At 44.7% G+C, this 21,797-nt stretch carries 18 protein-coding genes and 1 pseudogene; 14 read left to right on the plus strand and 5 right to left on the minus strand.

The annotated features are described in order from the left end of the window. The first annotated feature begins 77 nt into the window (after nt 1-77). The 8 genes from HI950_RS33175 (at nt 78) to HI950_RS33210 (ending at nt 11,194) form a co-directional block, all read left to right on the plus strand. Nucleotides 78-2,237, plus strand: a complete 2,160-nt coding sequence (locus HI950_RS33175; RefSeq protein ID WP_169086713.1) for a serine hydrolase domain-containing protein — start codon at nt 78-80, stop codon at nt 2,235-2,237. 231 nt (nt 2,238-2,468) lie between these two features. After that, nucleotides 2,469-4,250 carry a cache domain-containing sensor histidine kinase gene (locus HI950_RS33180; protein ID WP_169086716.1) on the plus strand — a complete coding sequence of 594 codons (1,782 nt, stop codon included), beginning with the start codon at nt 2,469-2,471 and terminating at the stop codon, nt 4,248-4,250. Between the two features lie 4 nt (nt 4,251-4,254). Then, nucleotides 4,255-5,445, plus strand: a complete 1,191-nt coding sequence (locus HI950_RS33185; RefSeq protein WP_169086718.1) for a helix-turn-helix domain-containing protein — start codon at nt 4,255-4,257, stop codon at nt 5,443-5,445. 26 nt (nt 5,446-5,471) lie between these two features. Continuing rightward, a complete protein-coding gene (locus HI950_RS33190) occupies nt 5,472-6,752 on the plus strand; it encodes an ABC transporter substrate-binding protein (RefSeq protein WP_169086721.1) in 1,281 nt (426 codons plus the stop codon). A 168-nt stretch (nt 6,753-6,920) separates the two neighbouring features. Continuing rightward, nucleotides 6,921-8,387 carry a glycoside hydrolase family 68 protein gene (locus HI950_RS33195; protein WP_169086723.1) on the plus strand — a complete coding sequence of 489 codons (1,467 nt, stop codon included), beginning with the start codon at nt 6,921-6,923 and terminating at the stop codon, nt 8,385-8,387. 171 nt (nt 8,388-8,558) lie between these two features. Continuing rightward, entirely contained in the window at nt 8,559-10,055 is a 1,497-nt protein-coding gene (locus HI950_RS33200; RefSeq protein ID WP_169087058.1) for a glycoside hydrolase family 32 protein, read from the plus strand. 183 nt (nt 10,056-10,238) lie between these two features. After that, nucleotides 10,239-10,499, plus strand: a complete 261-nt coding sequence (locus tag HI950_RS33205) for an aldo/keto reductase (protein ID WP_169086725.1) — start codon at nt 10,239-10,241, stop codon at nt 10,497-10,499. Between the two features lie 158 nt (nt 10,500-10,657). Further along, entirely contained in the window at nt 10,658-11,194 is a 537-nt protein-coding gene (locus HI950_RS33210) for an AAA family ATPase (protein WP_169086727.1), read from the plus strand. A 180-nt stretch (nt 11,195-11,374) separates the two neighbouring features. Here HI950_RS33210 and HI950_RS33215 read toward each other — a convergent pair whose 3' ends face one another. Beyond that, nucleotides 11,375-12,118: an MBL fold metallo-hydrolase gene (locus HI950_RS33215; RefSeq protein ID WP_169086729.1), complete on the minus strand. Its 744-nt coding sequence runs from the start codon at nt 12,116-12,118 to the stop codon at nt 11,375-11,377. A 106-nt stretch (nt 12,119-12,224) separates the two neighbouring features. On the opposite strand from HI950_RS33215, the gene HI950_RS33220 reads away from it, so the two are divergent. After that, nucleotides 12,225-13,100: a LysR family transcriptional regulator gene (locus tag HI950_RS33220; RefSeq protein ID WP_169086732.1), complete on the plus strand. Its 876-nt coding sequence runs from the start codon at nt 12,225-12,227 to the stop codon at nt 13,098-13,100. Nucleotides 13,101-13,439: 339 nt separating this feature from the next. Here the strand turns inward: HI950_RS33220 and HI950_RS33225 are convergent, their stop codons facing one another. Then, nucleotides 13,440-13,643, minus strand: coding sequence for a hypothetical protein (locus HI950_RS33225; RefSeq protein WP_169086734.1), 204 nt, complete (start codon nt 13,641-13,643; stop codon nt 13,440-13,442). A gap of 63 nt (nt 13,644-13,706) precedes the next feature. Between HI950_RS33225 and HI950_RS33230 the strand changes: the two are divergent. The 3 genes and pseudogenes from HI950_RS33230 to HI950_RS33240 form a co-directional block, all read left to right on the plus strand. Beyond that, nucleotides 13,707-14,050, plus strand: a pseudogene (locus HI950_RS33230) (DUF1569 domain-containing protein); the annotation flags it as partial. A 241-nt stretch (nt 14,051-14,291) separates the two neighbouring features. Then, nucleotides 14,292-14,687: a VOC family protein gene (locus HI950_RS33235; protein WP_169086736.1), complete on the plus strand. Its 396-nt coding sequence runs from the start codon at nt 14,292-14,294 to the stop codon at nt 14,685-14,687. Nucleotides 14,688-14,897: 210 nt separating this feature from the next. After that, nucleotides 14,898-15,290, plus strand: a complete 393-nt coding sequence (locus tag HI950_RS33240) for a DoxX family protein (protein ID WP_169086739.1) — start codon at nt 14,898-14,900, stop codon at nt 15,288-15,290. A 231-nt stretch (nt 15,291-15,521) separates the two neighbouring features. Here HI950_RS33240 and HI950_RS33245 read toward each other — a convergent pair whose 3' ends face one another. Further along, complete coding sequence (locus HI950_RS33245) at nt 15,522-16,154, minus strand: TetR/AcrR family transcriptional regulator (RefSeq protein ID WP_169086741.1); 633 nt, start codon at nt 16,152-16,154, stop codon at nt 15,522-15,524. A gap of 123 nt (nt 16,155-16,277) precedes the next feature. Here HI950_RS33245 and HI950_RS33250 point away from each other — a divergent pair, with 123 nt between their 5' ends. Further along, complete coding sequence (locus tag HI950_RS33250; RefSeq protein ID WP_169086743.1) at nt 16,278-17,483, plus strand: MFS transporter; 1,206 nt, start codon at nt 16,278-16,280, stop codon at nt 17,481-17,483. A gap of 540 nt (nt 17,484-18,023) precedes the next feature. Here the strand turns inward: HI950_RS33250 and HI950_RS33255 are convergent. After that, complete coding sequence (locus HI950_RS33255) at nt 18,024-19,334, minus strand: amidohydrolase family protein (RefSeq protein ID WP_169086745.1); 1,311 nt, start codon at nt 19,332-19,334, stop codon at nt 18,024-18,026. A 157-nt stretch (nt 19,335-19,491) separates the two neighbouring features. On the opposite strand from HI950_RS33255, the gene HI950_RS33260 reads away from it, so the two are divergent. Further along, on the plus strand, nt 19,492-19,920 hold the full coding sequence (locus HI950_RS33260) for a MarR family winged helix-turn-helix transcriptional regulator (protein WP_169086747.1): 429 nt from the start codon (nt 19,492-19,494) through the stop codon (nt 19,918-19,920). Between the two features lie 540 nt (nt 19,921-20,460). Here HI950_RS33260 and HI950_RS33265 read toward each other — a convergent pair. Continuing rightward, the gene (locus tag HI950_RS33265; RefSeq protein WP_223285660.1) at nt 20,461-21,075 is read right to left on the minus strand and encodes a helicase-related protein; all 615 of its coding nucleotides are present in this window, start codon (nt 21,073-21,075) and stop codon (nt 20,461-20,463) included. Nucleotides 21,076-21,797 lie beyond the last annotated feature (722 nt).

A 21,797-nucleotide genomic window follows, 5' to 3' on the forward strand; every position in this document is an offset into this window, starting at 1 on the left:
AGCTGATTTAACAATTTCGAGGGTAAGGTGAAGGAGTGAACCAACACAACATACTAACAGTATAGGAGCGATGCATTATGAAATTATTCACCCTGCACAGAGGAGTTGCACTTACGTTAACAGCGATATTGGCGGTTACACCGATATTCCCGGCTTATGGAACGCTGCACGCCACGGGTCACACGGCAACCTATCAAGCGATCGATAAAGCTGCCAATAGCGACAATATTCCAGGCGTTGTCGTTACCGTGAAGAAAGGAGATGCGAGCTGGTCCTACGCTTCCGGTGAAGGGAATATCGAAAGAAACCATAAAGTGGACGCCGACTCCGCATTCCGAATCGGAAGTACAACGAAGACGTTTGTCGCTGCGGTTGTCTTGCAGCTTGCCGGTGAGAAGAAGCTGTCCCTTGATGATACGGTGGAGAAATGGCTGCCGGGGCTCGTACAGGGTAATGGGCACGACGGCAATAAGATAAAGATTCGTCAATTGTTGAATCAAACAAGCGGACTTCCAGACTACTTGACGCCAGAGTTTAGAACGAAATTACTCACGAATCCAGACGGAAATTATACAGCCGAACAGTTAGTCGCCATCGGCTTGGGGCTAAAGCCGGTAACGGGGTGGGCATACTCGAACACAAATTACGCGATTACGGGTCTCATTATCCAGAAAGCTACCGGGGAAAACTATGCGGAGCAGATTAAGAAACGAATTATTGAACCGCTTCATTTGAATGAAACGTTCCTCCCAGGCAACTCGATGGATATTCCGAAAAAAAATGCCCGCGGCTACTTGGACGTGGGAAATAAATTAGTAGATATTACGCTGCTTAACCCATCGTTTGCTAATGCCGGCGGGGATATCATCTCGACAGGGGAAGACCTGACGACGTTTTTCCGTGCCTTATTGGGCGGCAAGCTGTTGACACCGGAGATGAAGAAGGAGATGATGACCAGCACAGCCGATTCTCCATTTGGGCAGTATGGACTTGGCATCTATCAAACAAAGCTGCCTAACGGCACCAACGTATGGGGACATGGCGGCGGTATTCCCGGATTTACCAACTTTGCGGGCGGAACGGAAGATGGTCAACATGTCATCTCGATCAATATCAATGTACTGGGAGATGCGGTTAAACATATTAACACTATTATAGCATCGGAGTTCGCAAGAGAACCCAAAAAAGAACTCACGGAAAAGGAAAAGAAAAGCAAACATCGGGAAGATGTCAAACGCGTCATGGATGAAGTGGTAACAAGCAAACGCGTCCCAAGTGTCGTGGCTGGCGGGCTGCAGGATGGGGAACGCTGGTCCTACGCTACAGGTACAGCCAGTTACGAAGTACCAAGCCGAGTAGAACCGGATTTTTTATTCCGTATTGGAAGCATCACGAAGACGTTCACCGCTTCCGTTGTATTGCAGTTGGCTGAGGAGAAACAATTGAGTCTGGATGATTCGGTCGAAAAATGGCTGCCAGGCGTCGTAAAGGGGAACGGGTATGACGGCAACAACGTTAAGATTCGTCAGTTATTGAACCATACAAGCGGGCTTGCGAGCTATACGGATGAGAATATGCGGGATATTATCTTGCCTCAAAATCCTTTCCGTTACTATTCCGTCGACGATCTTATCGGCTTGGCACTTGCAAAACCGCCTGTATATGCACCAGGGAAGGGCTGGAACTATTCCAACGTCAATACGATACTCGCCGGCAAAATTATTCAGAAGGTAACCGGGGATACGTATGCGGAACAGATCAGGAAACGGTTCATCGAACCGCTCGGGCTGACGGAGACATTCGTCATGGAGAATAGTTCTCATATTCCGGGGAAGCATGCCACAGGATATAATATGGACAGATCGGGCCATTTGTATGATTTGACCGAAATGAATCAATCCTGGGCAAATGCAGCCGGAGATATGGTATCAAACGTCAAAGATTTGACCACCTTCTTCAGTGCGCTGTTAGGCGGAAAGCTACTAAATCAAGAGATGATGGACCAGATGCTCACAACAATAGATTCACCTTTGGGCAAAGTCGGACTAGGGATTTTTGAAGGGAAAACGCCGGACGGGCAATCCTATTGGGGGCATGCCGGCGGTACTTTCGGATTTGAGACGAGAGCCTTCGGACCTCTAGGTGGGAAGCATATTTTGGTATCGGCGATCAACTCGGTAGGACCGGACGCCACAGATGCTCATACTAAAATACTCAACAAGGAGTTTGGCCGTTAAGTTTAATGCCGACATCGCGCTGATGATTTTGAATTTGCTTAATCGTATAAACGAATAACGATTACCTGTTCATTTAGGGGCTGCCCATTAAGTAGAATCATCTACTTAGGGGACAGCCCCTTCATTTTGCTTTGTTAGTGCGAATAGTGTTTACCAGCTATTGGTGAATCCATTCGCAATACTAGAAAGTTATAATGATAGCTAAGCTACTAAGAAAAAAGGAGCATTTTTGTGAAAAGCATTCAAAACCGCTTAATAATCATGCTGCTTCTTTTTATTATTGTTCCGTATTTTCTATCCGTGCTGTTGATCTATTGGCAGACGAAAGAGAATGTGGAGCGGCATGAGCTTGAGAACAGCAGCGAACAAATGCAGCAGGCGTCCGAAGAGCTAGAGCAATATTTGGATGACATCGTTAATCTGCCGTATATATTATATCGAAATCCAGACTTATTCAGAGTTTTTGAGCAGGGCTTTGATAGGTCCCACTATTTCAACCAGCTTGAAATGTATAAAGGCATGACAACCTTTTATCTGATGAGGAGCGAGATTCGGCAGGTCCGGTTCTACATCGACGAAGGAAAAAGCACGTTTACCGTCTATAATACGTTGTTAAGCTCCCGGAAGCTTAAGCCGGATTTTATGAAGCAGGCTTCGATTCAGAAGCTCGTAAACTCTGAAATGAACTATTTGGTCGAACCGCCTCATCGGATTGAGAATTACAACAATACATCGAACTTGCCCCAATCGGATAAAACGGTTGTGTTGACGGTTCATCACAAAATCATGGATACACTATCGAATGAATTTCTTGGTGTCATCACGATCGACATTGATTTGAGCAAAATCGCTCGCATAACGGATCATTTTCTTCAAAAAAATAAAGAAACCGTATTGCTTTCCGATTCGAGTGGCCAAGTCATCTATGCAAGCGATGAAGGTTTGATAGGCAAGGCCGTTCCGTCCGGATTACAGAAGAAAATAAATGTGTCGGCCGAAGGCGCACATTCTCCAGATGGCGATATCGTTTTTTCCAGAACGCTGCATGAGCCGATAAAGGATTGGCATTTTGTTAAGATCACCTCAAGCAAATTTTTATTTGAAAATGTGAGGAAAACCGCCTACACGAATATTATCGTTGGTGTCATTGTGGTCGTCCTTGGCTTGTTAATGATCGCTATTATTTCATATAAGATTACGCGCCCCATCAAGCTGCTTAGCCGAAAAGTGCTAAGCATTGAAGGCGGGAATCTGAATGCCCCGTTTGACGATAAGCGGGAGGACGAAATCGGCAGTTTGGAAAGGCATATCAAGGAAATGATGAATCGGATCAACCGTCACATTGACCGGGAGTACAAGCTTGAGATCGAGAATAGGAAGAATCAGCACAGGGCGCTAAAGTCCCAGATCAACCCGCATTTTCTATTTAACTCCCTGCAATCTATTGCTGCGGTAGCCCTATTCTCAGAATCTCCAAAAGTTTATAAACTGATTACCTCCTTGTCCAAAATGATGCGCTACTCCATTCGTGTGGATCAAAAGGCGACGGTCCGGAGTGAAGCGGATTATGTAAAAGCGTATTTTAACCTGCAAGAGGAACGTTTTCAAACCGATTTTAGTTATTCCATCGATTTACCGAAGGCGATTCTTGCTTTTCCGGTTCCGAGTATGATTTTGCAGCCGCTCGTTGAAAACTTCTTTAAACACTGTTATGACGAGGGCTGCGAGCATGCCACATTGCGAATTTACGGTGAAATACGAGGTGATTATATGAATCTGGTCGTGGAAAATAACGGAACCAGCATGACGGTTGATGAGCTGACTTCATTAAAAAACAAAATCTACGCGCCGGTGAACGAAGGAAGCTATTCGCTTGAGCATATAGGCTTAAAAAACATTCATGATCGTTTGGTTCTTCATTATGATCAGACAGCGGGAATTGAACTGGATACGATGCAGGGACAAGGGTTCTCCGTGCGGTTGGTAATTCCACTCTACTTTAAGGAGGACTGACGCTATGAAAGCTCTTATTGTGGATGATGAGTCCAATGTTAGAAAAATTATTCGTTTTTTGGGACAGTGGGAAGAACACGGGATTACCGAGGTTTTGGAAGCCAAAAATGGTGTAGAGGCTAAAGCTTTGATTGAACGGGAATGTCCGGAAATCATTATGACAGATGTGAAAATGCCCAAAAATAGCGGGATTGAGTTGATCGAATGGTTGGATGCGAATGCCTACCCGGGAAAAGTGATTATGATTTCAGGGTTCGACGACTATGCTTTCATGCGTACAGCGTTCAAGCACGGATGCTTTGATTATTTGATGAAACCGATCGAAGAAGAATTGCTGAATGAAACTTTGGCGGGAGCGGTACAAGCCTGGGAAAAAGGTGAGGAAGAACGCCGCCATTCGGAATCGGGATTCTATGAAGAGGTTAAGACGTATCGCTTAAATAGGGAAGTAACCTCTGCCAGCAAGGGTGAGCTTTTTGATTCCGAAGAAATTGCCATGTCTTTGCCGCAAGCGGATGCTTACGATCTTACGATGATGTATTTCTACCAGACCCATCACTCAGGTCCCTATCTTCAGCTTTTGTCCGATGAACTGGTTTCACGGGAGTGGGGAAATGCCTATGCCCTTCAGAACGACCCTAATGTCTGTGTGATCCTTTCTGTTCATGGCCAGTTCTTTCCGATCGAGGAATGGATTACCCAGCGCTTTGATATTCCCGTTCGTCTCGTTAGCGGCCCTTCACTCGAATCGTTGGAAGAGCTCCCTCAAGCTTTTCAAGCTGCACAACAGGCAATGGCCGAACAAAAGTTCAGAGCCATCCATCGTTTGGCGGATTTGGATGATGCGAGGCGCATGCATGACATTGTCGCTTTTGTAGATGAGCATTATATGGAAGAGTTGAGTCTGGATAAATTATCGACTCGGTTCTTCTTAAGCCGTGAACATATCTCGCGCCGATTCAAGCAGGAAATGGGGATGACCCTGTCCAGCTACGTCATTCAATTGCGAATTAATCAAGCTAAACGGTGGTTAAGCGAAACGGATGAGAAGATGTACTCGATTGCGCTAAAGCTCGGGTACCAGGATGAGAATTATTTCTCGAGGCTGTTTAAGAAAAATGTCGGCATGACGCCGCTGGAATATCGGAATGATGAAGACAATCAGCGAATAACGAATGTCGAGCAGCTACATTAATGTTGTTAATCGAAAGGGGGGAAATCATGAAAATCAAGGTTTTCCAATGGATGTTAGCCGTGCTGCTGACGTTATCGCTTGCTGCTTGCGGGGCGGACAAGCATGTGGTCAAGGAAAAGGATATAGTATCTGCGGATCAGACCATCACTTTGGAGGTGCTAAATCCTAAAGTGGAAATTTCCACGCAGTTCGAGCAAATGGCAAGGGAATACGAGAAAGAAAATCCGAACGTCAAACTGAATGTGTTGACCTTTGGCGGCGGAGCAAACTACCTTGTCGAATTGAAAGCGAGATTTGCGGCAAACAAAGGCCCTGATATTTTTCCTAACGGCGGCTATGAAGAAGCGGTTATGTGGAAAAGGTACCTGGAGGATTTGTCCGATCAACCATGGGTGAAAAATACCTATGATGCGGCGCTTGAGCCGATGAGGCTGGATGGGAAAATATACGGGATGCCTATCAACTTTGAAGGCTATGGCTTTATTTATAATAAGGATTTATTCGCCAAGGCTGGAATCGATACGCCGCCAAAAACGTTTACCGGATTAAAAGCAGCCGTGGAAAAACTGCATTCCGCAGGAATTACCCCGTTTGCAGTCGGCTATTCGGATAGCTGGTTCTTCGTTCTGCTGCTCAATATTGCTTTTGCCCAACAGGATGATCCGGACGCTTTTATTCATGGATTAAAAGAAGGGACGGAAACCATCGTAGGCAACAAAAAGTTCGAAGATGTCATTCGGATGCTGGATTTGACGGTTCAATACGGCAATAAAGATTATCTGACGACAGACTATAATACGGAAGTTGAGTTGTTTGCAACTGGGAAAGCGGCCATCCTGAAGCAAGGAAACTGGGTACAATCCAAGATTGATCAAATCACACCGAATATGAACATCGGTTTTTTACCCATGCCGATTAATGATGATGCCGGAAACGATGCCCTGCCGATAGGCGTATCCAATAACTGGGCCGTAAATAAAGCATCTTCGCCAGAGAAAAAGAAGGAAGCTAAGAAATTTTTAAACTGGATGGTTTCTTCGGAACAAGGAAAGACGTTTATGAAAGAACAATTCCAGTTTATTTCAGCTTTTAAAAATATAGAAACGGAACGATCAGGAGCGCTCGTGAATGATCTTATTCGTTACAACGATGAGAATAAAACGTTGTCCTGGAATTGGTTTAAATTTCCTACGAGAGTAAGAGAGGAGCTTGGTTATGTCATGCAAGCTTATGTAGGCGACCAGTTTAGCCGCGATCAGCTGCTTCAGAAGCTCCAAAAGCTGTGGGAACAGTCGGAGAAGCCATAACTGGATCAATATAAACCCATAGATACATCAATATACAACATGTCCGCAGCGATGCGTCTTCATTAAAATAAAGGGAGCACAGAACAAGGGGGGAGAGCGGTAGAACATGGTCAGAGGTTTCGATCTGATCTTGAGGAAACCAAATACAAATTATTGAGGAGTTAGATTATGAATTTCAAAAGAATGATGAAACAAGCAACAGCAGTAACGTTCACGGCCGTATTACTGGCAGGAGGCGGAACGCAAGCATTTGCAAAAGAAATAAACAGCAGCGACTTTAATGAAAGCTATGGTTTTTCCCATATCACACGCGCTGATATGTTGAAATTACCTGAGCAACAGAACAATGAAAAATTCAAAGTGCCCGCGTTCGATGCTTCAACCATCAAGAACATTCCTTCCGCAGTCAAGTACGATGAGAATGGGAACAAAATCGAAATGGATGTTTGGGATACTTGGCCGCTGCAAAATGCGGATGGAACCGTCGCAAACTATAACGGCTACCAAATCGTATTTGGTTTGGCGGGAGACCCAAAACGAGGATCGGACACGTTTATTTATTTGTTCTATAAGAAAGCTGGAGATACATCCCTTAGCAGCTGGAAGAATGCCGGCCGGGTATTTAAGGATAGTGACAAATTCGTGCCGAATGATGCGATTCTAAACAATCAAGCCGAGGAATGGTCGGGTTCCGCAACAATGACTTCCGACGGCAAAGTTCGCTTGTTCTATACCAATCGTCACCCTTGGGATCCGGCTCGTGGATTTTACGGGAAACAAACCTTAACAACGGCTCAAATCAATGTGTCTCAGCCAGAAGGCGATACGCTGAACGTGGATGGCGTGGAAGATTTCAAATCGATCTATGACGGCAACGACGGCAAGCTTTATCAAACCGTTGATACCACCGGTTTCAGTAAGGGCGATTATAACGATAATCATACCTTAAGAGATCCTCACTATGTGGAGGAGAACGGCCGTAAATACCTTGTTTTTGAAGCGAATACCGGTTCGGAAACGGGTTACCAAGGAGAAGAATCCTTATTTAATAAAGCATACTATGGCGGAAACAAGGCGTTCTTCCAAGCGGAGAAAAACAAGCTGCTGCAAAGCCCGAACAAACCCTATGCGGAAATTGCGAATGGCGCACTCGGTATCATTGAATTAAACGACGATTATACGTTCAAAAAAGAAATGAAGCCGCTGATCGCATCCAATACCGTAACCGATGAGATTGAACGCGCAAACGTATTTGAGCTGAATGGCAAATGGTATTTGTTCACAAGCTCAAGAGGAGCGAAGATGTACATTGATGGAATCGATAAAGAAGACATTTACATGTTTGGTTACGTTTCAAATGATTTGAACGGTCCGTACAAACCATTGAACGACACAGGGCTTGTCCTTCATCAGGATCTTAATCCTTATGATATTACTTGGAGTTACGCTCACTTTGCGATTCCGCAAGTCGAAGGCAATAATGTGGTCATCACGAGCTACATGACGAATAGAGGTTACTTTGAAGATCATCATTCCACTTTTGCGCCAAGCTTCTTGATGAACATTAAAGGCTCCAAGACTTCCGTCGTGCCAAACAAGATCCTGGAACAAGGGCAATTAACGATTAACAAATAACCGGTCCCTTAACTAACAAAGATAGAAAATGCCAATTTGAAATTGGCGTTTTCTTTTTTTTATTGAAATAGGGATTAGCAGCATAAAAAGCGAGGTGTCGACTTGAACGAAAATAAGACAAAAGCGATAGGAATCGTTGTTGTATTCATCATAGGTATTAGCTGTTTGATCATGATAGTCTCAGCGGTATATCACATAGGTAAGAACAAGAAGGAGGAAACGATCGATTTGCAAAATAAACCGTCCTATCGGGCTGCCTATCATTTCACTGTACCCGACAAGTGGAAAAACGACCCGCAGAGACCAATTTTTTTGGATGGAAAATATCATTATTATTATCTCTATAATCGTGATTATCCAGATGGAAACGGCACGGAATGGCGGCATGCCACATCAACGGATTTGATGCATTGGACGGATGAAGGGGTGGCCATTCCCAAATATACAAACCCAAACGGAGATCCATGGTCGGGATCCGTCGTTGTGGACGATAAAAATACGGCAGGCTTCGGAAAAGGGGCTCTTGTCGCGATTGTAACCCAGCCCTCTGCGGAAGGTGGGAAGCAGGAACAATATTTATGGTACAGTACGGACAAAGGTCAAACGTTTAAATCCTACCGCGACGATCCGATTATGCCCAATCCGGGCACAGCCAATTTTCGAGATCCTAAAGTGATCTGGGACGACGAAGCGCATAAATGGGTGATGGCCATGGCGGAAGGAACGAAAATAGGATTTTACGAGTCTGACAATCTAAAAGATTGGCGCTATACGAGCGGTTTCTTCACGGAAAATATCGGCATTGTGGAATGCCCCGATCTTTATATGCTGCGGGCGGATGACGGCAGCTTGAAATGGATTCTGGGTGCCAGCGCAAATGGCAAATCGATTGAAAAACCAAACACCTACGCTTATTGGACGGGCAGCTTTAACGGAAAGGAGTTCGCCACGGATCATAATGAACCGCAGTGGTTGGATTACGGCTTTGATTGGTATGGGGCCGTAACGTTCGAAGACGGAAAGGACAGCGATAAATACAATGATCGTTATGCTTTGGCCTGGATGAACAATTGGGATTACCCTCACAATACGCCAACGCTGAAAGAAGGCTTTAATGGAACGGATTCCATTGTTCGTCAGATTCAATTACAAGATGCAGGGGATGGTGCGTATCATCTGGTTTCACAGCCAATCGAAGCTTTGGACCAATGGACAAGCAAGGCGGATTCCTTTCAACAAATGAAAGTAAACGGCTCTGCAACACTTCCGGTAACAGGCGATACGTACCAGCTTGACGCCGATATCTCTTGGACGGAGAGCAAGAATATCGGATTAAGGCTTCGTGAATCTACAGATAAAACCCGCCATGTAGATGTCGGTGTTTTTGTAGATGGCCAATATTATTACGTCAATCGAGCTTTTACAGAGCAGCCTGATACGAGTAGAAGATATCTTGAAAGCAGAGCGCCATTTGATGTGAAAAAGAAAAAGGTACACGTAAAGGTCCTGATAGATAAAACAAGCATCGAAGTTTTTATTGATGATGGTAAAATCGTTTTCTCCAATGAAATTTTCCCGGAAATGGACGATAAAGAAATTAGCCTTTTTTCAGAAGGCGGTACCGCGATTTTTGATAATGTTGTAATCAAGCACTTCAACAAAGATTAGTTAAGCAGATATAATCGTGCTCCCCGCCCATCAAAAACCCTTCTAACGCATGCAAATGTTTCCATAGATTGACTTATGAGGAATAATAGGGGGTGGGTCGGGCATGAGAATTGTTTATTATGCTGCGAGGATATTGAGAAAGAAGAAATAATTTGATACGCTTTGGGAGCCGCTCCCTTTCTTTTGGAACAAGCAATAGGTTTTCCCGAAACGGGGTCACAGGAACGAAAGGTATTGGAATCAATAGGCGCCAAATATGGTAAGACACCATATCAAGTAGCGATAAACAGGGTGTTAAGGCAGGAAGGATTAGTTACTATTCCTAAGGCCTCGAACAAGGAACACATTGTAGATAATTTAAACGCCCTAGGCTGGGAACTGGATGAAAATGATCTTGATGAGATTGAGATTAACTTCCCAAGCGGGCAAATAGGATTAAGCTAACGGGATACGTTAATTCAATACATACAGATTAAAACCTCTCATTAGATGCAAACCTAGATTTATTAGGTATAATGGGAGGTTTTATATTTCAAGTTTCAAAAAGATAGCTGAATGATATTACATAAGCTGGGTAATTATTAGGCTTGGGAGGTTTTTGAATGCAAGAGATAAGCCGGAAAAACGTGATTTATCTCCTATCTGGTCCGCTAGGAGTTGGGAAATCAACAGCTTCGAGAGAACTTGCTCGAAATGTTGAGCAATGCGTTCTAATTGAGGGTGACAATATACTTCATATGTTTAAGGGAGAATCGCAACTTTCATGGGAGGAACGTCTTTGTCTGACGTGGAAGAATATTCTTGCTTTAACGAGAAATTTTATTCAACATAATTTAAATGTAATTATAGATTTTGTAGTAGAGGATGAACTTGACTGGTTTTGTAAACAGATATCGGATTTAAATGTAAGAGTAAAATATGTCGTACTTCGAGCAGATAAGGAAAAAATAGTCGAACGTCTAACGATAAGGGGAGATATCGATTCCTTAGAACGCTCTCTGTTTTTACTGAACAAAATGGAAATGTCCTCATCAAATAACTCATATATTTACGACACTACGTTAAAAAAACCAGCCGAGATTGTAGAAGAAATCATCAATGACCCTCGTTTTAATGTTAGTGTTGAAGCCAGTTCTTAAGCTAACGGAGAACGATAGCTTAATAAAACAGCGGCGGTCTAGGATTTTATTTTGTCCATGGCTGCCGCTGTTTCTATTTTTGATACGACTATAATATTTATTTTACAATATCTGACGGTTTAATAACTCAAATAGCTGCTTGGGATAGACACTTTCAGTCTAACCCTGTATTTTAACAATTCAGCTGTACGCCAGTTGCTCGATACGATGTAAAACGTTTTCCTCGCAATGCCCCCCGTGATAACAGATAACGGTTTGGATGTCATAAGAAAGGAATTTTTTTAGCGATGATTTTGCCAAATCCGCATCTACGCAGTTGTCGGGTTCCACAAAACACCCGTTATCGATCATCATGGCGTCTCCGGCAATAAGAAGCTTGTGCTGCTTCAGATAGAGGCTGATATGTCCGGGTGTATGGCCCGGCGTATGAATGACTTCGATCCCGCCAAAGAGAGGGAGTTCCTCTCTGTCAGTTACTATTTGATCCACTTTGGCCGTCGGCGGATGTTCCAATAAACGAAGGATTGCATCCCGTCTTTCCGAAGGCAGTTCGGCGGGGAGCGCGGCGCGAAACTGGTCGATGAATGCCGGGGTAATCTTCAGATGCGGCTTCTCCCCCTGAATATAAGGTTTTTCATCTTCGGTGGAGAGTACGTCGATTTTATGGGGAAAAGCGTTCAGAATCTCCGTCAACCCTCCGATATGGTCCAAATCATGGTGGGTTAAAATGATTTTTTTGAGCTTGTAAAAGGGGATTCCCGCTTGAGCCATAGCTTCTTGAAATACGGGCAATCGGAATGGAATTCCGACGTCAATCAAGACGGCCTCCCGATTGTCCCAAATCAGTACGGGATGCAGTACTTCCCGCTTGCCTCGGAAATTCGTTTCGATGTCAATCGTCTTTAAGTTTACTGTCGTTTTCATCTTCATCATCTCCTTTGCTCTAAGCTTACGCTTGATCATGCATAACGTCTAATTTATTATAATAATAAATACTATGAATTTAACTAATGAATTGGAGATGACAAAAATGGAGCTGACTCAGCTCGATTATTTTCTTACTGTCGTTCGGTTTCAACATGTGACGAAGGCGTCTGAAGTGTTGGCGATTACGCAACCGGCCTTAAGCCATTCCATATCCAAATTGGAGGAAGAATTGGGGGTGCCGCTGTTCGAGCGAAGAGGCCGGAATATCCAGGTTAGCCGTTATGGGCGAATGTTTGCCGAATCGGTGGAACGCGCGTTGTCCGAGCTGGAGAGGGGAAAGCAAGCGCTTGAAGAACAAGCTAATCCCGATTCCGGGGTCATCCGTGTCGCCTATCTGAATATACTTGGCGCGGAGCTCGTACCTAAGCTTATTCGCGGGTATCATCAACGGAACCCGAAGATCCGGTTCGAATTGGTGCAGGGGAATCATACGTTCATCAGCAGGTATATGGAAAGCAGCGAATGCGACCTTATGATTTCATCCGCAAAGCTGGAATCGGACGATTATGAATGGTTACCGATGGTGAAGGCACCCTTGTATGTCGTGGTTTCTCCTACTCATCGACTTGCGCAGCGGGAAACAATCGAATTCATGGAATTGACCGGCGAACCGTTTATCGAAGTGAAACATTACTGCGGGCTTAAGTCGACACTGGAAAGCTGCTTCAGCCGGGTCGGCTTTGCTCCGGCCGTTGCATACGAAGCGGAGGACTTGATGACAGTGGCGGGTTTTGTAGTTGCCGGACTCGGGTTATCGATCCTTCCCAAAACGAGCGGATTAATGCTCGACGGTTTGGTGTGGTTGCCCATCAAAGACGAAGGGAGCATCTGCGAAATCGGCCTCGTTAAGAAACGGGATAAATTTCTCGCGCCGGCGGCGAAACGTTTTTCGGAGTATGTGACGGCAACTTTTCCCTGAATTTCAAACAATAGGTGAGACGCGACCGCTTGCGTAGTTCTGCGGGAATGCGGAATCTTGAACCTAGCAAAGCTGAAGGAATTTTACGATCCAAATCTCATACGGCACAAATGGCCATCTTATGCATCCTAGATACGTTGCCTGGAAAGGCAAGGGATAAGACGAATAAAAAGCAGCGCGCAATTAATTATCCTTAGTTCTATCCGAAGGGGTAAGCTAAAGGGAAACGTTAGTTCAATGAAGGACTCTATACAAACGATGAAGGAGCTGCCGCGGCAACTCCTTTTACATTTTCACAAAATATAATATTTGAAGCATATGTCCAAACTTTATAAGCTTCTAGCATCCGGAATTTGACGGTAAATCCGTATTACGTCTATATTTTTTCTCAAACTTTTCATCTTTCATTAGAGGTATTTTGAATTCGACTTCTAGCCTGGTCATCAATCTAGCATATTGATAATCCTTCTGATCTTGCTGTATATCCTTTAGAAGCAAAACTTTTGAAAACTCTTTTCTAACCTCGATTAATAAATCGCTCACTTAACTTCCACTCCTTCACAAAATAAGGAATTTAGTTGTCCTTAACGATCCTCGATCAGTACGGAGATTGCTCATTGCTCATCGTTCCAAGACATTGCAATGGGAACTTCCTTTGCCCCAAGAGGTTGGTTAGGCATATTAATTGGAAGGTTTGTGAAACCAGTTTTTATAATGACAAGCCACTTGCCCGTAACATGTCCACTATCCCGACCATTTTAATTGTAGAAGAAAAAGAATTTGAAACCGAAAAAGGAAAACTAAAACAAAAAATTATAACATTCCAGAACAATGGTCTAGAAAAATGCACGTCCCATCCACATCCTTTTTTTGGGAATCTCACTCCTGAGCAATGGGGAAAAGGACTATATAAGCATCTAGACCATCATTTAATACAGTTTGGTGTGTAGTCATTAACTTGCGTACAAAGGTCTGCCATGATGGCAACACTTTGTTGCGCTAACGGGAAACGATAGTTGAATGCAACACGGCAGCAGCCGGTCTTATGGATCGGTTGCTTTTTTCATTCAACACCAATTATTCAAGCTAAAAAACAATAAAAAAAATAATTACTTCCTTTGTCGATTTCACTATTGTTCACTCGTCGTGTTCATAGAAGGATAATTTCAAGTGGAAAGGTTGTTGAACTTTATGGGAGCACAAATTCACTCTTATTTGATGTCGGAGGATGCAAGAGATCAGGCGGATTTTTACGTCGAGTCACTGGGTGGCGAAATTCAGTCTCTCACCACATTCGGCGAGATGCCGGGGACACCCGAGGCGATGAAGGATAAAGTCATGCATTTGGCTTTGACAGTGGCGGGAACGAATACGTTAATGATTTCCGATTCTTTCGCACCGGTTTCGTATAACCGCAGCATCATTCTTGCTTTAAACTATGACGATGAGTCAGAAGCCAGAACGGCTTATGCCAATCTAAGCGAGGGCGGCGAAAGCAAGTATCCTCTCGCTCTTCAGCCATGGGGTGCTTATTATGGGGAAGTCGTAGATAAATTTGGTGTCACGTGGATGATTACCAAACAGTAAGCTGCCGGTCACAAGGTGGAATTTCATTATTTTGAGGGCCGAGCAACGAAAACTATAGTTGAGGGGCTTGATTTCGCGGCAACTCCAACTCTTTTCCTACCATTTAGTGGTTATTCAACAGACGCGATAAAAGAAGTAAGTATGCGTCATTTGTGTTTCTATAGTTTTGTAATCAAACAATAGGGAGTCAGTTAAAAGGAGAGATGGACGATGACAAGAACAAATTCTAAAGGCCAACAATGGACGGCAAGAGTGATGAGTGGAATAGCCATTTTGTTTATGCTGCTTGACAGTATCATGAAATTATTTAAACCTGCATTTGTTGTTGATTCTGCCGCATCACTTGGCTTCCAGGAACATCATATTTATTTAATGGGCATACTCGGACTTCTTTCTACTATTCTTTATGCATTACCTCGTACAACGATCTTAGGTGCAGTGGTGTTGACCGGTTATTTTGGAGGCGTGATTGCGACACAGGTTCGTCTAGACGCCCCACTTTTTTCTACGATCCTGTTTCCTGTTTATCTTGCTGTGTTGGTTTGGGGAGGCCTTTGGCTGAGGAATGAGCAAGTACGCAAATTCTTTTCTTTGCAAAAATAGATGAGAGACTTTTAGTGAAACCAAGTCGGAGCGAAACATTCGCCTTAACAGATTTATTGAAATATTAAGCAAGGTCATTTAACTAACGGGTAACGATAGCTCAATAAGCTTGAAGAGACGGCAGCCGGTGGAGTGGCTGCCGTCTTCTCAACTAACGGGCGGTTATCCGTAACTGGTTTCCTAAATCATGGATTATTAGGTCTTCCCCATAGATAATTCCCTAACTTCTCCTCACTTAAACTCTCCCCGATCCCCCGTCTTTGCAGATAGCGCATCCCATACACTCATTAGCTGCGTTATGGCAGCATCAATTGCCTCAAGCGGAATACCGTCCCTGGCTTGTGATGAAATCCCTCGAAGAAAGGTGTCAAACAAGGTAACCAGCATGGGGATATTCGTAGAACCGGGCAACTCACCATTTGCAATGGCCCGTTCTATACAATCTTTCTGCCAACCGCGTACCTTTGCTCGTTCCTTGGAGAGCAACACTCGGATGTGCTCTAGCTCAGGAGAACAGGTTACAGCAGACAAAACCAACAGACAACCTAGAGGGTGGGACCTATCTGTCTGCATCCGTGCCGATCGCCGTAATCCCTGCTCGATGGCTGCTTTCGGTGTCAAACTTTGATCCCTGAAATTTTCCGATACCTGTCCATATGTAGAGATATACTGATCCACCGCTTCGCTGAACAGCGCTTCCTTGGATTTGAACGCCGCGTAAAAACTAGCTGCTGATATATCTCCCATCGAAGCGCGCAGCTGAGCAAGTGAAGTGGATTCAAAGCCATGTTCCCAGAACAGAAGCATCGCGGCAATAACTGCCTCGTCACGATTAAATGCGCGGGGGCGTCCCGTTCGTGGCATAAGATGACCTCCTTTAATACTTATATACTAATCGATCCAGAAGTCCTTGACAAGTGAGTATCGTTAGCTTAACATGTGGAATGATCGATCCATAATTAAACTCATCTCAAGGAGGAAACTAATTTGTCTCAATTTTCATCATCCACCAGTGTGATCCAATCGGCCAACATCCCTGCCAGGCTTCCCTGGCTTGCCCTGCTGGCGCTAGCGATGACAGGGTTTATCTGTATTCTTACAGAAACAATTCCAGCTGGGTTGCTGCCGTTAATCGGAGAAGGGCTACATATTACGAAAGCGATGGCCGGGCAGCTCGTAACCCTTTATGCCATTGGCTCGCTTGTGGCGGCGATTCCATTCGTCATGTTTACCGGAGGGGTGCGACGGCGTCCGCTGCTGCTTGCCATTATTGCGGGATTTTTAGTCTTCAACACGATTACCGCCTTGTCGACCAGCTATGCTCTGACGCTTGCCGCGCGATTTCTCGCCGGTGTTGCTGCCGGCGCTGCTTGGGGGATGATCGCCGGTTACGCGAGACGCATGGTTCCTGAGGCCCTACGGGGGCGCGCTCTTGCTGTCTCAATGGTAGGAACACCGATTGCGCTAACCTTTGGGGTGCCGGCCGGAACTTTGCTCGGCGACCTGGTCGGTTGGCGCGCGGTATTTGGGCTCATATCTCTTTTGGCTCTTGTGTTAATCGTTTGGGTGCTATGGAAGGTGCCGGATTATCCCGGACAGCCGGCAGGGCAGAGAATGACAGTGGGTCAGGTGTTTGTTATGCCGGGCATCCGTCCGATTCTAATGGTTGTGCTAACCTGGATGCTGGCACACAATATTTTATATACGTATATTGCGCCGTTTCTTGAGCGTTCGGGACTTGCAGAGCGCGTCGATCTTGTTTTGCTGGTCTTTGGAGTAGCCGCTCTTCTCTCCATCTGGATTGTCGGCCTGCTAATAGACCGCAAGCTGCGCCTGATGGTATTGCTCAGTCTGTTCGGTTTTGCGCTGGTGTCCGTTGCACTGTGGGCTGGCGGTACATCGGCGTCGGTCGTTTATGCGGCAGTTGTGATATGGGGGCTTACCTTCGGCGGTGCCGCCACGATATTGCAAACCGCGCTGGCGGATGCTAGCAGTGAAGAAGGCGTTGATATCGTGATGCCCATTAATACGACGGTATGGAACCTGGCCATAGCCGGCGGAGGCGTTGCGGGTGGAATTTTGTTGGAACTGGGTGACGTGAAGGCTTTCCCGGGAGTGCTGTTGATTCTCCTGCTTATGGCGCTGATTATAGCGTGGAGTGCGAAGAGACACGGCTTCCCCCGAAAACAATAAACATCGCTAGGTTCCTGATTCGTGAAATATGGTCATGCGGTGTGTATAACGAATCGGCTTTCGCCTGAATGACAAAAGCCGACGGGGTATTTGCATAATAAAACATCGGCAGTCTTGGATATTGTTTTTCAGTCCAGGGCTGCCGTTGTTTCTTTTTTGGATGTCAGTCTAAAACCTATTTCACGAAAGCTAACTATGTTGTAATTCTAATACTGTGTAGAATAGCAGCTCGGACTAAAACTTTATTTTCTGCGTACAACTGACGATTTGCCATTAAGCTAACGGGCAGGATAGTTTAAGATCATTCGCTGAGAGCTGTATCACAATTACCGTGAAAAAAAGCATAGGAAAACATGGAGACCGGGTACGCAGACCGGAAATAACCGCCCTCTTCATTCGCTTAGCATGTCGAGGGCGGTCAATGTTTTATATGGTTTATAGGGGCGGCCGGATAATTATTTCGTTTACACTGGCATCGTCTGGTTCGTTAATGGCGTATGCAATCGCTCTGACGGCATTGTACGGGGATATCGACTCTGATTAACATAGTTGTTGCACACCTTTGAACCATACGGATTTGATCGACAAGGTATCCGAGATGTTGGTTGTCGGATCACCGTTTACTAGTATAAGGTCAGCGCGCGCACTTTCGGCAATACGGCCGCGATCGATAAGACCAAAGCAACGGGCCGGTTTCGCGGTAGCCGACTGAAGCGCTTCTATCGGAGTGAACCCGGCCTTAACCAGCAATTGCATTTCATGATGGACGCTGGCTCCATGAGCAAGGCCGCCAAGATTCGGAACGGGAACCGGAGCGACATCCGTCCCTACCAGAATATCAACTCCGGCACGGTGAAGGTCCATCACATTCTTAAAGCTGTTCTCCATATTGCCTTGCGGAAACGTATTGAAGCTTGAGTTCAAAATATCGATCCAATCCGGACTTAATTTGGAATGAACACGCGGATCATTCGCCAATTCCGATGCCGGATTTCCAATAATAGATGAATTCAAAACCAAGCACGGTGTAACAAAAGCGCCTGAACCCGCTATGGATTTCACTAACTCGGACGTATACTCGGGTCTGTCGATAAACAAATGGCCCAAACCGTCGACTCCAAAATCGATGGCTTCTTGCGATGAAAGAGCCGTCAAGACGTGGGCGATGACCAGCTTATCGAACTTGTGGGCTTCTGTCACGGCTGTTTTTAGAATCTCGTCGCTTAGTACAGGCAGGCCAGGTGCACCCATGACCGTTCCTTCTTCAATCATGATCTTAATATAGTCGGCTCCATTCTCCACTTGGGTATGCACATGTTTAATCGCTTCTTCCACCGTCGTCACTTGCGGTATTTCTTCGTGATCGTGAGCGTATGCGGCCAACATCGCTTCCCGGTCTTCCTCCGATAACTTCTCTAGTTCCTTTAATACGAATTCCGGTATTTCATCTCCATCCGGCAGTAATTCATCTGGGTGTCCGCCCGGAGCGGTGATCGCTGTGCCAGCAGAACGGACGTCTGCTACGTCATTCACATTTTTCAACTGAATCTCGCGCCCTCTTTTAGTAAAATCGCCGTTCATTTCGAGTTCTGTTGTAACGCCGAATTTTAAGGCATCTCGTAATCCGCCGATTGAGGTGTGGACATGTGCATCAATCAGACCAGGCATTAGAGTCGCATTTTCTCCATCGATAATCGTTGCATCGGCCGGAAGGTCTCCGCCCACTGAAATAATGGACTCCCCTTTAATGACAACATGTCTGGGCGCAATAATTTGATCTCCATCAAAGATACGTACATTTGTAATCGCCGTAACTTGTTCTAACGCAGCATTTTGAGTTACCTTCTCCATTTGAATTCCTCCCAAGTGTTTGTTGTCCAACAATTCGGAGTATAACTGTTAGTCATCTAACTGTCAATAAACTAATATTTATTTGACAAGCCTATAGGATCACTGTATAGTTTAGTTGCTTACAGTTAGATTTCTAACAATCACAGGGGGGACGATCATGCAATCCCGAAAGGATACGCCTTATCTGGATTTGTTTCAGATTATCGGTCTTAAGTTAAAGAAAAGAGCGGACGAGAGTATAAAAGAGCTGGGGTTAAACGCTCAACAAGGAAAAGTAATCGATTATATTTACGAGAACCAAAATAATCATATTATTCAAAAGGACCTTGCAGATCGGTTTCATCTACGTGGGGCCAGCATTACAAGCATGCTTCAAGGTCTAGAGCAAAAAGGGTTCATCGAGCGCAAAATCCCGGCCAATAATGAACGGCAAAAAAATATATATGTATTGCCAAAAGCGATTGAACTGATTGAAGACTTTCAAGACTCATTCCAAAAGGTGGAGGAAGAAATCGTTCATGTCCTTACCGAGGAGGAGAAGCAAATCTTAAAGGAAATGTTGATCAAAATTAATGAACGCTTATAATGGAGGAAAAAATCTACCCAACGGCTGTCAAAGAAATACCGAAACGGCACGGGATAAGTTAATTACAGGAAATCAAAAAAATCATTGAACAAACGGGGAACGATAGCTGAATAACAACACCGCGGCAGCCTGCCAAATACGATCGGCTGCCTTTTTGTTGCGCTAACGGGCAGAATTGTTTAATGTTGATTATGGTTTTTATGGTAAAATCAGTACGGAAAGGGGAAGGAATATGGAGCAAAAAACTAAAGTTAATATTAAATATATCAATAGTTTTGAACATATTACTAATCGCATTTGTAGTACTAAACGGAATTTGGCTTGGTATCACAACTGGAGGACAATTAGGAAATCTCTCAAAAAATGATAAGGAAACTCTGAATAACTTGTATTATAAGTTAAATTAATTTCCTAATGATGAAATATATAAATTTGCAACTTATTCCCTTACAGGAGTATAAACAAAGAAAGATTGAGTAGGATCAGACAACAGCATGAGGCTGCCGCGGAATTGATTGGCAGCCTTGCTGCAGCGTTACACTATGGGTTCCGGCACTCCCGATATTCGAACTCGTCGATTTTGCCCGACGTTAGGAGATAATATATGGTCGCTTCTTTATGATATGAAGTTTGTCTCGATATGCGGTTGTTGCGCTGCAGAATATCAGAGTAGCGGGCCGGATAATCATAGTGCACAAGATGATTTGCCGCCGTAACGTCGAGACTGGTATTGACGGAATCCGTAATAAGCAGAACGGTGGATTCCGGAATTTTATTAAATCTGTCAATCATCTCATTGACCTCATGGATGGAAAGCTGTGTCGTAATAATAAAAACGCCCTTGATGTCCTCGTCCGCAGAAAGCTCGTCTAATAACAGGGCGGTGACGGCATTCGATTTGGAGATGACGACCGCCTTTTCCCTTCTGTCACTCACATCTCGGATGATGGACCTCAGCATGTTCATTTTTTGCGGATTCTGGTTGCACATAAGCGCCATTTGCTCTTTAATCGCCATGAGCTGTTTTTTTTCATGAATGGAGGAGGCCCGGCTATTTCGCTCGGAAGCCGTAAAGTAATTATTCAAAAGCTTCAAGTATTCGGTTTCATATTCGGGCTCCAAGGATACGACGATCTGTTTTTCAGTAATGTTCATGATATCAGTCATCCTTCCTGCTCTCTTATTCTTTGAATAATAGCAACGTAACTTATGATACGGTTCTCTCGACGAAACGGCAAGCTTCATAAAATGGAATTTTACAACGCGACGGCACTGGCTAATGAAAAATATACATCATTGGTGTACTTGCTGAACACATGGTACGCCCGGTTATGTGCGGGACCGGAACGCAAGCGTTTTATATGGCAGGGCTGCGTATGATCCAGGAGATACGCAAGACCGGTGTGACTGTCTCCTCATTCCGCGCATCGAACAGACACTACGCTATGCAGTACAGTATGAGGACGAAAGTACCCGGCTCCATTACAACACGACCGCATAAGAGAAGGCTTTCGGATACTTCGGTACATTGAAGGAAACACGTTATGATAGGCATTCATTGAGCTAACGGGACACGATAGTTGAATAACGCACATTGTTAAGCAGGCGCTACGGTAGCCTGCTTTTTGCATTAAACTAACGGACAGTTTACTGCAATAAATCATTTGAAAAAAAGCAGGCACTGTGCTATCGTATTATCCATCATAAAATGCGATGAAGAGAAAAAAATATGAAGGCTCTTATGTCCAGAGAGCAAAGGAAACGCTGAAACCTTTGCCATAATCCCTTTGTATGATGTCATCTCGGAGCTTTTGATCGAAAGTTGAATCGAGATTTGGTTCGATGAGTAGGCTCAAACGGAATGGCACACGTTATCG

It is taken from the genome of Paenibacillus sp. PL91 (assembly GCF_012935325.2).
Lineage (GTDB): Bacteria > Bacillota > Bacilli > Paenibacillales > Paenibacillaceae > Pristimantibacillus.